The organism is Clostridium sp. (genome assembly GCF_036646415.1).
Taxonomy (GTDB): Bacteria; Bacillota; Clostridia; order Clostridiales; family Clostridiaceae; genus Clostridium_J.
In genome coordinates this window covers 12,084-27,524 of the sequence record NZ_JAVXMF010000012.1, presented here as the reverse complement: position 1 = coordinate 27,524, position 15,441 = coordinate 12,084, and the positions used below count along the sequence as shown (strand labels likewise).

Sequence of the window (15,441 nt, the reverse complement as noted above, 5' to 3'; positions counted from 1 at the left end):
AACATTCAGATAAAACATAAGTCAATCATTTTGAGACAGCTCATTCTCAGGCATAGCCCCTTTTGATTTTATACGCTACAAATGGTATTGGGCTAAGAGCATATTTAAGTCGAATTTAAACAATCGGCAAAAACACAGCCTAAATTAAAAATTCACTTTGAAAATGAGATACTTGATGTGTGCTAGCTATTATATAAGAAATAATTAGGTGAAGTTATATTTGTAGAAATATGATTATACTTATCAGCGTCATGTAACTTTTTATATTCAAGAAATTTAGTTTTGAAATCTTTATTTTTGCTCATTAGATATAAAGCATTATAGGTCATATATGCATCCATATATCTTTTATTTTCAACTAAAAAATTTATACATTTATTATAATGATTTATAGCAGCTTTATAGTTGCTTTTCTTGAAATAAACATGGCCCATTATAAAATCATAATCAACTTTAGAAGCTTCCTTTAGGATGCCATAGTTTATAGATTTGTTTTTAATTAAAATTTCATCTATCCTATTCAAGTTATAAAGAAGTACTATTTCGCAAGCTTTAAAAGTATTAATTATATCAATACTTTTAAACTCATTTAAAACAGTTTTAATAACATTAGAAGCCTTTTCTATTTCATTTTTATATAAATAGGCATTAAATAGATTTAAGTGACATTCAGCACACTCAATGCCATCTTCAACATAATTATAAAAAAATATAGATTTATTTACATGTTCAATAGATTTATCATAATTTTTAGTGGAAAAGTAAGCAATGCTTAAATTGACATGAATCAGTGTAACAACGGGAATGGGTAAAGTGTCAACATTAACTTTTAAAAACTTTTCATAAAAGTTAACAGCGTCACTATACTTAGCTGTGTAAAGATAATATACTCCTATGTTATTGACAATAGCATAATATGATTTGATATTATTTAAATTATAAGTTTCTAGATAGTTCAATGCTTTAGTTAGAAAATTTAAGTTTTCTTCGCAATTGAAAGAGTTTATAATAACTCTTCTAAGTGTCACTATAGCAATAGCTAAATTTTCAGCATATAAAGGCTTTAAGCCGTCATTTAAAAGATGAAAAAGTTTTTCACATTTTAATAAAAGAGGTTTGCTTTCTTTTGTTAAATTTAATTTATAGTAACTTAAACCTACATAGTAAGTAGTAATAAAGTCATAAGGAGTAATTGTATCAATGATTTCATGATACTTTTTTTTATTATATAGATTTTTTAAACGTTTACTTATAGAGGAGATACATATATTACTTGAAGAATTTTCCTCACACAATAAAGTATTCATGGAAACATTTAATACTTTTGCAATGTGTATAAGTTGGGGAATTGAAGGAAAGATATGTCCATTTTCAATTTTACTTAAAGTTGTTCTATCAATGAGAGTACAACTTAAATGATTTTGAGTGAGTCGTGAACTCTTGCGAATAGTTTTGATTTTCAAACCGATAGTATTTTCCAAAGAACCACCCTTTTCAAATTTTATATAAGATTAGTTTAATATACAGAATTCTAACCTTGAAGGGGAGTTTTGAATTCATTTAAAGGTTAGAAGTTTTAATGTAAATATATAGCCACAGTTATCTTTAGATTTTAAATAAGATGGGAATGTTGTTGTAGATAACTATGGAATAAAATAAACAATTTAATTTGAAATAACAATTATATGAATTGAAATTATAACATAAATTGGGTTAATTTGCTATAAAAATCTAAAGTAAAACAACATTATAATTTTAAATTTGATTTTATTATAAACATATATAAAACTTTATGAAGAAATAGAAAATGTGAATTATAGTCACAAAAATAGAAAATTAATGAAGGTGACTAAAAAATTTGTGGAATATAGAATGTAAGGAAGGTGAATTTTGATTCCTTGTAAATATAAATAAGTATGACTATATATGATGTTTTGTGTAAGTGTATAAAATGTATATAATTACTATGAAGTAATATAGTAGGGGTTGAAGATGTGAAAAGGTATATAGTGAAAATAAGTAAAATTGTTATATTTGGAATAGTTGTAATGGGTGCTATTGGAATAGTTCAATATAGTAATAAAAGCCCTGTTGATGTGGATATTGCACTTATAAATCATTATTTTAATTAGTAAAAATGAGATAGTACAATTAATATTTAAGAGAATAGTGGTGCAAGGGGGAGAAAGTTTGAAACATAAAAATTATCTAGTTAAGCAACATGATATGACAGATTGTGCAGCGGCATGCTTAGCTACAATATGTATGTATTATAAAAAAGAAATAACAATTACAAAATTAAGAGATACTTTAGGCACAGATATTAAAGGAACAACTTTATTGGGATTAGAGGATGGAGCTAAAAGATTAGGCTTTGATACTAAAGCTATAAGAGTTGATAAGGACGGGCTAAAGAGTAAGTACTCACTTCCCGCTATAGCACATGTTATTACAAAGGAAGGTTTAAGTCATTTTGTTGTGATACATAAAGTGAATAAAGAAAAAATTATCATATTAGATCCAGCAAAGGGAAAAGAAAAAAAGGGCATAGATGAATTCTTTGAAAGTTTTGATGGAGTACTATTATTGTTAATTCCTAATAATGAATTTAATCCTGGAAAAGTGAAATGTCAAGGGATGCTATCTAAATTTATTCAGTTATTAACTCCTCAAAAATCACTTTTCATATATAGTATTATTGCATCAGTGATATTAACCGTACTAGGAATAGGATCAGCATTTTTCAATAAAATACTTATGGATGAAATACTGCCCTATAGCTTGAAAAATCAACTTAATGTATTTGTTATAGGTTTCTTAATTCTTGGAATAACGCAAATAGGATTAGGGGCAATAAGGCAACATATGCTGCTATATCTATCACAAAAAATAGATATACCCTTACTATTAGGATACTTTAAACATGTGTACAAGCTACCTATGAAATTCTTTTCTACAAGAAAGGTAGGAGATATTCTTACCAGGTTTAGTGATGCTGCTACAATTAAAAATATCCTTACATCAGTTTCACTATCATTAGTAATGGATATTGTTTTAGCTGTAGTTTCGGCATCTGTATTGTATGTTATGAATCAAACACTATTTATAGTAATTTTAGCAATAACATTAATAAGTGCAGCGTTGATTTATATCTTTAAAGGACCATATAAGAAGATAAATTTAGAACAAATGGAAGCAGGGGCTAGATTAAATAGCCATATTATAGAAAGCCTTAAAGGGATAGAGACTATAAAGGTTCATGCAGCAGAAGAGAATAGCATTGAAAAATTAGAAGTTGAATATATAAGGAACCTAAGAATTGCTTTTAAGGAAGGGGTTTTATCGAATATTCAAGGGTCAATATCCGGAGCAGTATCCACTGTGGGAAATCTTGTGCTTATGTATATAGGAGCTAGAATGATCATGAATGGAGATATTACTCTAGGTGGACTTATGGCATTTTCAACTCTTTCAGGATATTTTATGGATCCTATAGGAAGGCTTATTAGTCTTCAATTAAGTATTCAAGAGGCAAGTATATCCTTGAAAAGAATTTCGGAGATATATGAAGTTGAGAAGGAACAAGATGAAAATGATAATGAAAAGATAAAAATTGAAAAAATTAATGAAAATATAGAGTTAAAAAATATTACCTTTAGATATGGAAGTAGATCACCAGTATTAAAGGATATAAGTATAAAAATACCAAAAGGGAAAAAAGTGGCACTAGTTGGTGAATCAGGAAGTGGTAAAACCACTATATCAAAATTATTATTAAAGTATTATACCCCAGAAGAAGGAAAAATAAATATCAATGGATATAACATAGAAGAGTTAGACTTATATAATTTAAGAGAAAATATATCTTATGTTCCACAAAATGTAGAATTGTTTTCAGGGTCTATAAAAGACAATATTACTTTAGGAAAATCAAATGCAACCTATGAAGAAATAAAGGCTGCTTGTGAAAGTGCTGGATGTAAATCTTTTATTGAAAAGTTACCAGGTAAATATGGAACCTTTTTAGAAGAAGCTGGTGGTGGACTTTCCGGTGGAGAAAAACAAAGAATCGCTATGGCGAGAGCATTGATTAAGAAACCTAATTTCTTAATATTAGATGAAGCCACTAGTAATTTAGACTTTATAAGTGAAGCTAAAATTTTTGATACACTTTTTGTAAAGGGTAAGAAAATAACAATGTTAATAATAGCTCATAGATTATCCACTATTAGAAACTGTGACATAATTTATGTTATGGATAAAGGGAAGATAGTTGAAGAAGGAGATCATGAAACATTATTAAAGAAAAAAGGGTATTATTATAAGCTTTATATAAGTCAAGTTGGTTCTTTAGAAGAGAAGGAAATTATATTTGAAGATGAATTAGAAAAAAAATCAGAAGACATAAAAGTAAATGAGGATATATTATGTGGAAATATCATAGAGGATGGTGAAGAGTATGAATACAACTGAGAAAATAGTTATAAGAGAAAACAAGGTTCTAAAATTAAATAATGTGTTAATAAGGGAAATAAGTGAAAATGAATTGATAGATATAGATAAAATTGCTTATATGATGGATAGCTATATTAAATCAAAGGGGAATTCTACTTTAGGACCAATGATAAATTATTCTTCAGTTGAAGTTGATGATAACGGACAACCTAAAGTTATTTTAAAGCTACTGGTTCAATTAAAGAATCCAATTCATAACATTGAAAAACCCTATGAGTTAAAATCACAAATTAGAGTAACCAATTGCTTGTTTGTGAGATTTACAGAAAAAGAAGAAAATCTCCAATTTGCTTATCAAAAGTTGGGGGTACATGCCTTTGAGAATAATATTAAGTTAAAGGGTGATTCTTATACTGTTTATGTTAAGAAGGAAGAAGAAAATATAGTGGCAGATGTATTTATGGAATGTGCGAAAGGTGGAGGATTACTTGAAAGTATATAACTTAAATGAAATTACTGATAGTAAGATACTTTACGATAAAAAACCACCAGCTTTCATGAATTATATTATTTTAATAGTTACATCATTAATCGCTATTGGACTTATATGGGCAAATAATTCTGTGAAGACATATATGGTTAAGGGACAAGGGTTAGTGATTTCTGAGAATAAATCTCATATTATGACTAAAGGTTCAGGAGAAATAAAAGAGGCTTTTATACAGGAAGGTACTGAAGTAATTGAAGGAGATATTCTTTTCACAACAAATAGTCTAGAAACAGACCTTCAGCTAGAGCAGATAAATTCACAAATAGACACTTATAATAATAAAATTCAACTATTAAAGAAAGCTGAAGAAAATGCAACAAATGGGACTAATTACTTTGATAGATATGATGATATAGAAAGTGAGTTTTATAATAAACTAAATGCAGCTTATTATGCAGGAAAAGAGTTTGAGGTAGATAAAAAAGCATTAAAGGATCAGGGCTATGAGCAAAAGCAAATAGATGAGTTTGTAAAAACCCAAAAAAATAAATCTGATCAGCATTACTTTAAGACTATATCAGAGTTTACAAATGAGAAAAATCAATATGAATTAGAAGTTTCTAAGCTAATAGGACAAAAGGATGCTTTAGAAAAGAGTAAAGACCAGTATCAGGTAGTTGCACAAAAAAGTGGAACAGTACATCTAAGTACACTCGTAACAGCAGGAATGGTACTTCAAGGTGGAAATTTAATAGGGACAATAACCAGTAAGGAAGAAGATTTAATCATAGAAACAATGTTGCCATCTAGTGATAGACCAAGAATCCATATAGGGGATGAAGTATCTCTAGTAGTAGGAGGTTTATTACAATCAGAATATGGAACAATACCTGGAAAGGTAACGAGCATTGATGAAGAGGCAACTATTGATAATGAAAAAGGAAATGTATTTTTCAAGGTGAAGGTTAAACCAGATAGAACTTATCTAGAAGATTCTAAGGGCGAAAAAGTTAACTTAACAATAGGAATGGTAACAGAAACAAGAGTTAAGTATGAAAAGATAACTTATATGAAGTATTTCTTAGAGTTAATTGGGATTAAGTTTAATTAATTATTTTGCATTAAAAGAAATTTAGATTTAAGTGAAGGTTAATAAGCACAGCGCGCAAATTAATTAAGTGTTTGTTAATTCTTTACAAAAGTTTGTAGTTCTTTTAAAATAAATATATATACGGGGGAAAAATAATGAGCGCATTTGCATTAAAAAGAGAATACGCATTACAATTACCAAATAGTTATGTGGATATTGACAGAGATGAAATGGAATATGTTGATGGAGGAAGCACATCAGTGTCAAGATATTACGATCTTACTGGATTGTTTCACGCTATATTAGGCCTTGGTACAGGAGCGGGTGCTGTTTATGCTTCAGTAAGAACTTTATGGACGGTAACAGAACTTGCTGCAAAAAAAGCATTAAAAGCTTGTGTATCAGGACTTTGGGGGTATGCAACATTAGTTTATAATGCTGCGCAAATTGCACTAGCATGCACATATTTAAATAGGTATAGAACTTTTTCAGTTGTTACAAAGGGCATTGGTTCAGTTAATCTTTTTGACTATGTAGCAAGATAACATTAAAAAATAATATATTAAAGCTACAGTGTACTAATATCATTATATATAAAGTATGCTGTAGCTACTATAAATTATATTTGATAAGGAGATTAAGCAATGTTAAATTTTATATCTGGACTTAGTGTAATAATATCTTGTATATTAACAATTAATTATTATAGTGAGTTTATGTTTACGAAGCATATAAATACTGAAATAGATAACTTGGATGAAAAGAATTTAGAAAAAATAAAAAAGTATAAAGATAAAATGACCTACATGTTTTTGCTTGGATTTATTTGTTTTTTTATAATGGGCATTTTTGGATATTTATTTAATTGTAAATTTCTATCATTTCATAATAGAGTTTCTGGGGTATCAAAATTTATAGTGTTTTTAATAATATTTATGCTACTTAAATATTTTGAAACTAGAAATGAAAAATACAATATAAAGAAAGAAAAAATTGATAGAAAAAGAAGGTTTGATGCTAAGTATAGATCAGTAATAATTATTAGTACTATGATTACCTGTTTTGGCTTAACACTAATATTATTCATTATAAACTTTATTTAGTTGATCACGTCAATTAAAGGGTATATATACAAAAATAATTATATTTACAAAGAGTTGACTTCCTAATGGTTATTTTAGTTATAAGTAGAATGGGGAGGTGAAACATAATAAAATCTTTAAGACTGGTACTAATAGGAATTGGAGTTTTATTTGTAGCACTATTTATATACATATTAATTGATATCTTAACTAATGGACTTTTATCAAAGGGTGCAATGAAATATATTTCTATTATTATAACCATAACAATTTTAGTGTTATGCTGTGATTACATTGATAGGAAATTTCAAAAGAAATAATAGGGGGAATTAAAAATGAGTACAATGACTTTAAGGTTAAAATCATGACAAAATCTATATTTTTTACAAGCATTATATTATTCTTTATTGGAATGGTCATGTGTTTTATTTTAAACAAGATTTTTTCTAGTAATATGGCATTAATTTTAGCGATAATATTCACTATTCTTATTGGAATCAAATTTGGAAACAAAAAGCTACTTTAGAAAAGAGTAAAGAGTAGTAGCAAATAGTTGCACAAAAGAGTGGAACAGTACATTTCAATACATTATTAACAGTAGGAATGGTAACAGAAACAAGAGTTAAGCATGAAAAAATAGCTCAAAGTTTGCCTAGATATTTTAGTAGGCGAAAACGAATTAGCGAAATATATATAAATCATATGAACAGATAGCCATCATTTATTTCTACAGAACGTACTAAAGTGTTTAATGATTTTAAGGGGAATAGGTTCACCGTATAGGGAGTGTAAAGTGTTTATACCGGATATAGGGGGGGGATAATTGTTATGGATAAAATTAAAAATGATAAAGTTTTAAAAGTGCTTTTTATGCCAGGAATATCATTTTTTCTATTAATGTATATAATATTTGGAGGGTACTTTGCCACCAGTGTAAAATTAATGGAAAGTATTAAAATGGTATTTTTACCGATTTACTTTGTAACCTTAATTGTGCTATCTTTAGTGATAATAATCAGACTATTAGTACTTTTTATTACAAGATAAAAAGTAAACGTAACAAGTTGTTAATTGTATATAGTAAATTTTATTATTTTCATTGCACTTTATTTATTTATTTTTTAATCTTTCCCATTTTTAAAATAAAATTAATCAAGCTTTAAACATAAATAGCAAGGTTTAGTGTTGCACAAAGTAACAGTTTTCAAACAATAAATATTGAATATAATAGACAACCTTCAATTATAAAAGTGTAGGTTGCTTTTGATTATGGATAGAGTTGAAAAAGGAGTATGTTACTGATGATAATAAACTTAAGGGGATGTAATTATGAAAGAGATAGATGGTAAAAGAAATAGTAGTAAATACTTAAGTAAAGAGATTTGGATTTGGGTGTTAATTATACTAAGAGGACCGGTTAGTTAAAAACGTTTGAGAAATAATAAGAACATTTAAGACAATGAAAACAAGATAAAATAATTCAATTTAATAAAGTAATGTATAACAATATTTGTGAAAAGTTACTTTGCTTTTGTTAAAATAAGTGTAATCCTGTGGGTTTGGATTTTTTATGCAGTGCTTTAACCCAAATTATTCACAAACTCAAAATCTTTCTTATATGAACAACTACTGCATACCTTAAATTTAAAGTAAGTATTTTATTATTTTAACTATAATACTAGGTGTAAATGGTGCTGGAAAGACCACATTATTTAAGATATTAAATGGAGATTTAACTTGTAATATTAACCTTAGCAACTTTGAAGATCAGATATTGTATGTGCACGATGAAATGAAATTTTATGAGTATTTAACTGGATATGAATTTATAAGCTTGATTCTAAGTTTAAAAAAAATTAATCTAGATAATTCTAGATACTCTAATATATTAGACATGCTTTTAATGAAAGAAAAAATAAAAGATCCTATTTCTACTTATTCTCTTGGGATGAAACATAAGTTAATTCTTATCATGGCATTTTTATTAAATTACAAATATATACTTTTGGATGAGCCGTTTACTTCACTTGATGCTATAGCATCGGATGCCATGATTAACGTAGTAAGAGAGTATACAAGGAGAGGAAATACAATTATTATTTCTACACACATGTTGGATATTGCACAAGAAATAAGTGATAAAATATTATTATTGAAAAATGGTGAAATTCAAGAGTTTAATAATAATTTTAAAAGTAGCAGTGAAATTAAAAAAATTATATTAAGTGGAACATAGTTGAAAGGAAGGTAGAGTATTATGAAGAAAGAGATATCATGCTTAGCATTTATAGCTATCGCAATAGGATGTTTTTATTTTGCGTTTCAAGATGGTACAAGTGATACATTAGGAATAATTTTAACGATAGTTGGTGCAATATTTTTAGGAATTGGAATTTATAGAAGTTGGCGTTGCGGAATTATTAAATATGTAATAGATATTTTATTTCATTTATAAGTCAGTTGTGAAAAAAATTATACGTTCACTTCTTATTGGAATTTTTACTTTTATAATATTACTTACAATATATATAATAGCAGATAAATTAAATTATGAAATTAACTATATTGAAATATTGTAGTTAGGCATCTTCAAAAAATAAATAAGTCAGTATCCTGACTATTTTGTGTTATACTGCGTCAACAGGCTCCTTAGATAGCGCTACTATCTGAGGAACCAACTCAAAATATCCTTCATATCTTTGACTTATTAGTTATTATCTACTTAATGGCTTACATAAACAGGAAAGCGATAGGTACTATATGGAATGGAATTACGAGGTTTATAGGATTTTATTAAATTAAGAAAGATAGAATCATAAGTATTTATTAATGACAAATTTAAGCTTTATAATCATATTAGACTTGAAAGTAGGAGTGATTAATGAAACAACAAGTATTAGGACCAATATTGTTGAGTGTAATCAAAATGCACAATAAATTATTATTAAAACCTTTGTAAACATAAGCGCTTACAAAGGTTTTTTTGATGTTCCAACGTGTGTGTATTTATATGTTAAAATCACAATGTAAATCAATTTTATAATAGTCATACATTTGTAGATGAAAGAAGATAAGATACTAGGTGTAACGAAACTGTTTTTTGCTGACTTAGTATTAGGCGGTGAAAATGTGGAAGATATTGAAGAGTACTATAGAACCCATGGGAAAAAGGTATATTGTTATTTATTTGCGAATTTCCAGTGATTTATCTTTTGCAGAAATAGGTGAAATAATAGGGAAATCAGAAAATTGTGCAAGGGTAACATTTTATAGGGCAAAAAAGAAGCTAATGGAAGGAGACTGATGAAATGAAATTAGATTGTTATATAGTAAAAGATTTATTGCCAAGTTATGTTGATAAATTGACAAGTAATGAAACATGTGAAGATATAGAAGATCATTTGAAGACATGTGTAAATTGTAATAAAGAATATGAACAGATGAGCAAACCACTATCTGTTTCAGATAAAGAAAGACAAGATAATATACATGAAGTTCAGTATTTTGGAAAATGCAAGAAGAAATATTCAGCAATAGTTAAGTCGGTAATTATTATATCAGTTATATGTGCATTGTTACTTACAGGCCTGGTTATAACACTAACCTGGACATATCATCAACAGTATAATAATAAAGCAGTAAGCAATAATCTATGTATAAGTATAAATGATAACGAAACTATCGATTTTATTGGAGAGTATGATGATTATAAGATATATACTTACAAATTAGAAGAAGCATATTTTATTGATTTTTTTGCAAATCCAATAGAAATAAAAGATGCATTTGAAAAGGGTAAGATGTCACTAAAGGATATGACTAAACATTTAAAATTAGTAAATGAAGAAAATAATAAGATATATGAATTTGAAAATTATCAGATTATTTTTAGTGAGGATATATGTGTAATAGCTCCATTGTATATAAATGGAGAAAATGTAATTCAAACTGTTGAGGACTATATATCAGAGTAATATCCTTTTGTAATAACTAGTTATTATTTCCACACAAAAGCTTTGCAAATACTGCGAGCTTTTTTTTATTTTCGATTAACCAGAGCTTTTAGGAAATCGAGGTTCCGAAATGATTAGTGAAGATAATATGAAGTTTAGAGTATAATTTTTTTGACAAAATGAGGTATACTTAGAAGTAAGAAATAGGAATGAGGTGTTACGCTTATGAATGATATAAATATATTATTAGTTGATGATGAGGAAAATATTAGAAAGCTATTAGAGGCATATCTAAGAAAAGAAGGATTTAATGTATTTCATAGTGCCAATGGTGAAGAAGCTATAGAGATTATGGAGAAGGAGTCTATACAGTTAGTAGTGTTAGATATAATGATGCCTATTATGAATGGATTTGATACATTAAGGATTATAAGAAATAAATGGGTAACACCTGTAGTTATGCTTAGTGCTAAGGATGAAGAGGAAGATAAACTTTTAGCATTAGGTTTTGGTGCGGATAATTATGAGAATAAACCCTTTAGCCCTAAGGTGTTAGTGGCAAAGATTAAGGCTTTAGTAAAAAGGACATATGGAGATAAAGTAGACAATTCTTCAGGGGAAACTATAGGAGATCTTTATATTGAGGAAGAGGGACATAGGGTTAGTGTTGAGGGTGAAGATATAAGCCTTTCACCAACAGAGTTTTCTTTGCTTATATATCTCTTGAAAAACAAAAATATAGTTCTTACAAGAGAGCAAATACTTACTAAGATATGGGGCTATGATTTTGAAGGGGATATAAGAGTGGTAGACACTAGTATAAAAAGGCTTAGAGAAAAGTTAAAGAAAATGAACAAGATCATAGTAACAGTTCGAGGATTTGGATATAAAATAGAGGTGTAGTATGAATAAATTTATAAAGATATCTACTAAAATAAAAGAAGCTATAAAAAATAATATTACAATGAAGATGTTTTTTGTGACTACCATAGTTTTTATTACATTTTTAACTATTACTCTTATAAGTCAGAGAATGTTGTTTGAGAAAATATATGATGATAAAAAAGAAACAGATATAAAAAATAATGTAATTAAGTTTAAGGATACTCTTAATAGTGCTAAGGATGAAAGTGAAATAATAGAGAGCATTAAGCTATTTGAGAGTAACTATAATACATCAATAGGAGTTGTAAATCCACAGAGCAATGTAATAATAACCTTTAAGACTAATTCAGAGCTCATTGATAGTAAGAATACTGAAATTTTTAACTACATAATTAAAACTATAAGGTCAGATTCAAATCTACTAGCTAAAATATTATCATCACAGCAAGTGACGATTTCCTTTACAGCTCAAGGGGGAGATACTAAATATTTAGCCTCTGCAATTATGGACCAAAATAATATAATTATAGGATTTACATCATTACAACATGTAAAGGAAGCTATGGGGGTAATAGGGATATTCTATAAGTATTTTTATATAGGAGCAATTGTAGTAATAGTTGTGTTATCTCTTATGTATTCAAAAATAATCACAAAGCCTTTAAGAGTAATAAATAAGGTAGCTGTAAAGATGAGTAATTTAGATTTCGGTGAAAAATGTGAGGTATCTTCTAAGGATGAAATTGGAAATTTAGGAGATACATTAAACTTTCTAGGGTCAAACTTAGAATCTTCATTGACTTCACTAAAGGAGATTAACAAAAATCTTCAAAGTGATATTGATAAAGAAAGACAAATTGAAAATATGAGGAAGGAATTCATTGCGGATGTATCTCATGAATTAAAGACTCCGATTACGTTAATAAAAGGTTATGCAGAGGGAATAAAGGATGGGATTTTTTTAGAGAATAATATAGATTTATCTCTAGATGTAATTATAGAAGAATCAAATAAGATGGGTAATTTAGTTAAGGATATGCTGCAGTTATCTTCCTTAGAGAGTGGAAAGATGATACTTGATGAAGAATTATTTTATATTGATAATTTAATTAAAAATGTTGTAAAGAAATTACACTATAGTATCGATAATAAGAACATAAATGTAAAAATGAAGCTTGAGCATAGTAAGGTTTATGGAGATATATTTAAAATTGAACAAGTAATAACAAATTTCCTCACAAACGCTATAAGACATGCTAATATTGGTGGAAGTATATTTGTGGAGATATATAGTAATTATAGTGGAATACAAGTGTCCTTTGAGAATACAGGGGAATTTATAAAGGATGAGGAATTAGATAAGCTATGGGTCAAATTTTATAAAGTAGATAGGTCTAGGAATAGAAAAGATGGGGGAACTGGTCTTGGGTTGTCTATTGTAAAGAATATAATAGATTTACACATGGGAGAATGTGGAGCTGAGAATACTGCCATAGGAGTGAAATTTTACTTTACATTACCAGTAAAGAACCATATAGTATAGAACATTAATAGGAGTGGAGGATAATTATGAAGGGCACAGTAGTATCAGTATGGATAAACACATGTAGAAAATTATACAATGACTCAGAAGTAGATAAGGCAATGAATTATGCTGGATGGGATAGTAAGAAGCTTTTTTCTCCAATGGAAGAAGTAAAGGATGATATAATAGAGAAATTCATAGTTAAGTTATCAGAATTAGGAAATATACCAAAGGATGAGTTATGGAATAAGATTGGTAAGGATAATATACAATCCTTTGTTAGCGTATATCCAATGTATTTCCATAAAAATAATGCATACGGATTTTTGAAATCTCTTTATAACATACATATATCTATAACTAAAAAGATTAAAGGAGCTAAGCCACCTTTAGTAGGTATTGTTCAAACAGGAAAGAATAAAGCTGTAATGACATATTCGTCAAAGAGAAAAATGTTTGATTATTTTCTAGGTATGTTAGAGGGAACCTTCGATTATTATAATGAAAAGTTTGAATTCAAAACTTTAGAGAAATCAGGAGATGTGATGAAGGTGGAAATTACTTTTGAGAAAGAAATTAGTAACAAGAAAAATTATATATTCAATAAAGTTTTATCACTAGGATTTATAAAATCTGTTTCAGCAAAAGCATCTATAGTTACTTTTATTGTAACCCTTATAGGTTCTATGGTGATACTTGGATTTGATAATATTATTCAGGTAATGGGAATAACGGCACTATCAACAGTGGCAACATTTATTGGTACAGGCTTACTATTAAAACCAACCAAGGCTATATTGGAATTAGGAGAACAAATAAAAAGTGGAGCTTCGGTAGAAGAAAGTGAAATAAGTACTAAGGATGTATTTGAAGATTTATATGAATTTTTAAAAAATAATTCAAACGGCATTTCAGAAGAGTTTTTAGAAGTTAAGGGAACTGTTGATGAAATGATTAACTATCTTGATAAGATAAGTGTTATATCTGATAATATGGAAGGTGCTTCTAAAGAGATAGCTACAGTTGTAGAGCAAATGTCAGATACAAGTGTAGATCAAGCTCATAATACAGAAAGTGTAGCTGCGGGATTAAATGATAATATTAGAGCTTTAAACACTGTTGTAAATAGTGAAAATGAAAATAAGATAGCTATGGAAGATACCATAATGAAGATTAACAAGGGCTTTGATGAGATAAAAACTGTAAGCGATAATATTCAGCTTACTTTAGATAGGTTCCAAGATGTAAAAGAAACAGGAATAAAGTTAAATAATAAGGCAAGTGATATTACAAACATTGTATCAATAGTAGCTCAGATTTCTGATATGACTAATCTTTTAGCTTTAAATGCTTCTATAGAAGCTGCTAGAGCAGGAGAGCATGGAAGAGGATTTGCTGTAGTTGCAGAAGAAGTAAGAAAATTAGCTGAACAAACAAAGAGTGCTGTAGAAGAAATAAATTTAAACTTAAAAGAGTTTGCAAGTGATATTAAGTTTACAGTAGATAGCATAGATCAACAATGTGTAGCACTTCAGAAGGAAACCGATGGATTAGATAGAATAAGAAGTATAACCTCTGTTACAAGTGGTGCCGTTGAAAAAGTTTCTGAATCTATGATTGTAACTATAAATGATTTAGGAAGAGAAGTTAGTGCCATAGAAGGTATGTATGAGAGTGTAGAATCCTTAGCGGCTATAGCCGAAGAAAATTCAGCGTCATCTCAAGAGGTAAGTGCAAGTGTGAATACTTACACTGAGGAAATGTTGGAACTTACTACTGCAGTTGGTGAAATTAAAAGAATATCTACTTACTTTGATGAACAATTAAATAGATATGAAAAATAAAAAATTATAAGTATCTTTAGGGGATTTTAATCTTAAATTTGAGAGTGTGAAAACATTAGAGAAGTTAGTATTAAAATAACATATAGAACAACAAAGACATTCACAGGTTTTGTGAAT

General features: G+C 28.1%; 15 protein-coding genes. 14 read left to right on the top strand and 1 reads right to left on the bottom strand.

Annotated elements, in window-relative coordinates; translation table 11 throughout:
• Positions 1–182: 182 nt before the first annotated feature.
• Complete coding sequence (locus RSD37_RS09695) at positions 183–1,481, bottom strand: helix-turn-helix transcriptional regulator (protein WP_346946531.1); 1,299 nt, start codon at positions 1,479–1,481, stop codon at positions 183–185.
• A gap of 513 nt (positions 1,482–1,994) precedes the next feature.
• Here RSD37_RS09695 and RSD37_RS09690 point away from each other — a divergent pair.
• The 14 genes from RSD37_RS09690 (at position 1,995) to RSD37_RS09625 (ending at position 15,324) form a co-directional block, all read left to right on the top strand.
• Positions 1,995–2,132: a hypothetical protein gene (locus RSD37_RS09690; protein ID WP_346946530.1), complete on the top strand. Its 138-nt coding sequence runs from the start codon at positions 1,995–1,997 to the stop codon at positions 2,130–2,132.
• A gap of 58 nt (positions 2,133–2,190) precedes the next feature.
• Positions 2,191–4,473 (top strand): peptidase domain-containing ABC transporter, encoded by a 2,283-nt coding sequence (locus tag RSD37_RS09685; RefSeq protein WP_346946529.1) that lies wholly within the window; start codon positions 2,191–2,193, stop codon positions 4,471–4,473.
• Positions 4,460–4,957, top strand: coding sequence for a hypothetical protein (locus RSD37_RS09680; RefSeq protein ID WP_346946528.1), 498 nt, complete (start codon positions 4,460–4,462; stop codon positions 4,955–4,957). Before RSD37_RS09685 ends, RSD37_RS09680 begins: the two co-directional genes overlap by 14 nt.
• Positions 4,944–6,056, top strand: a complete 1,113-nt coding sequence (locus RSD37_RS09675; RefSeq protein WP_346946527.1) for an HlyD family efflux transporter periplasmic adaptor subunit — start codon at positions 4,944–4,946, stop codon at positions 6,054–6,056. Before RSD37_RS09680 ends, RSD37_RS09675 begins: the two co-directional genes overlap by 14 nt.
• Before the next feature lie 134 nt (positions 6,057–6,190).
• Positions 6,191–6,580 carry a hypothetical protein gene (locus RSD37_RS09670; RefSeq protein WP_346946526.1) on the top strand — a complete coding sequence of 130 codons (390 nt, stop codon included), beginning with the start codon at positions 6,191–6,193 and terminating at the stop codon, positions 6,578–6,580.
• 99 nt (positions 6,581–6,679) lie between these two features.
• A complete protein-coding gene (locus RSD37_RS09665; RefSeq protein WP_346946525.1) occupies positions 6,680–7,138 on the top strand; it encodes a hypothetical protein in 459 nt (152 codons plus the stop codon).
• Positions 7,139–7,945: 807 nt separating this feature from the next.
• The gene (locus RSD37_RS09660) at positions 7,946–8,164 is read left to right on the top strand and encodes a hypothetical protein (RefSeq protein WP_346946524.1); all 219 of its coding nucleotides are present in this window, start codon (positions 7,946–7,948) and stop codon (positions 8,162–8,164) included.
• Positions 8,165–8,777: 613 nt separating this feature from the next.
• Positions 8,778–9,353 (top strand): ATP-binding cassette domain-containing protein, encoded by a 576-nt coding sequence (locus tag RSD37_RS09655; RefSeq protein WP_346946590.1) that lies wholly within the window; start codon positions 8,778–8,780, stop codon positions 9,351–9,353.
• 21 nt (positions 9,354–9,374) lie between these two features.
• Complete coding sequence (locus tag RSD37_RS09650; RefSeq protein ID WP_346946523.1) at positions 9,375–9,572, top strand: hypothetical protein; 198 nt, start codon at positions 9,375–9,377, stop codon at positions 9,570–9,572.
• Between the two features lie 672 nt (positions 9,573–10,244).
• Positions 10,245–10,421 (top strand): hypothetical protein, encoded by a 177-nt coding sequence (locus RSD37_RS09645; RefSeq protein ID WP_346946522.1) that lies wholly within the window; start codon positions 10,245–10,247, stop codon positions 10,419–10,421.
• A gap of 4 nt (positions 10,422–10,425) precedes the next feature.
• On the top strand, positions 10,426–11,091 hold the full coding sequence (locus RSD37_RS09640; protein WP_346946521.1) for a zf-HC2 domain-containing protein: 666 nt from the start codon (positions 10,426–10,428) through the stop codon (positions 11,089–11,091).
• Positions 11,092–11,295: 204 nt separating this feature from the next.
• Positions 11,296–11,973, top strand: coding sequence for a response regulator transcription factor (locus tag RSD37_RS09635; RefSeq protein ID WP_346946520.1), 678 nt, complete (start codon positions 11,296–11,298; stop codon positions 11,971–11,973).
• Position 11,974: 1 nt separating this feature from the next.
• Positions 11,975–13,498: a HAMP domain-containing sensor histidine kinase gene (locus RSD37_RS09630; protein ID WP_346946519.1), complete on the top strand. Its 1,524-nt coding sequence runs from the start codon at positions 11,975–11,977 to the stop codon at positions 13,496–13,498.
• Between the two features lie 26 nt (positions 13,499–13,524).
• Positions 13,525–15,324: a heme NO-binding domain-containing protein gene (locus RSD37_RS09625; RefSeq protein ID WP_346946518.1), complete on the top strand. Its 1,800-nt coding sequence runs from the start codon at positions 13,525–13,527 to the stop codon at positions 15,322–15,324.
• Positions 15,325–15,441: the final 117 nt, after the last annotated feature.

Coding starts and splice junctions, on each gene's coding strand:
- RSD37_RS09640 (WP_346946521.1), top strand. CDS start 10,426: ATGAAATTAGATTGTTATATAGTAAAAGATTTATTGCCAAGTTATGTT.
- RSD37_RS09630 (WP_346946519.1), top strand. CDS start 11,975: ATGAATAAATTTATAAAGATATCTACTAAAATAAAAGAAGCTATAAAA.
- RSD37_RS09670 (WP_346946526.1), top strand. CDS start 6,191: ATGAGCGCATTTGCATTAAAAAGAGAATACGCATTACAATTACCAAAT.
- RSD37_RS09650 (WP_346946523.1), top strand. CDS start 9,375: ATGAAGAAAGAGATATCATGCTTAGCATTTATAGCTATCGCAATAGGA.
- RSD37_RS09680 (WP_346946528.1), top strand. CDS start 4,460: ATGAATACAACTGAGAAAATAGTTATAAGAGAAAACAAGGTTCTAAAA.
- RSD37_RS09660 (WP_346946524.1), top strand. CDS start 7,946: ATGGATAAAATTAAAAATGATAAAGTTTTAAAAGTGCTTTTTATGCCA.
- RSD37_RS09625 (WP_346946518.1), top strand. CDS start 13,525: ATGAAGGGCACAGTAGTATCAGTATGGATAAACACATGTAGAAAATTA.
- RSD37_RS09645 (WP_346946522.1), top strand. CDS start 10,245: ATGTGGAAGATATTGAAGAGTACTATAGAACCCATGGGAAAAAGGTAT.
- RSD37_RS09665 (WP_346946525.1), top strand. CDS start 6,680: ATGTTAAATTTTATATCTGGACTTAGTGTAATAATATCTTGTATATTA.
- RSD37_RS09635 (WP_346946520.1), top strand. CDS start 11,296: ATGAATGATATAAATATATTATTAGTTGATGATGAGGAAAATATTAGA.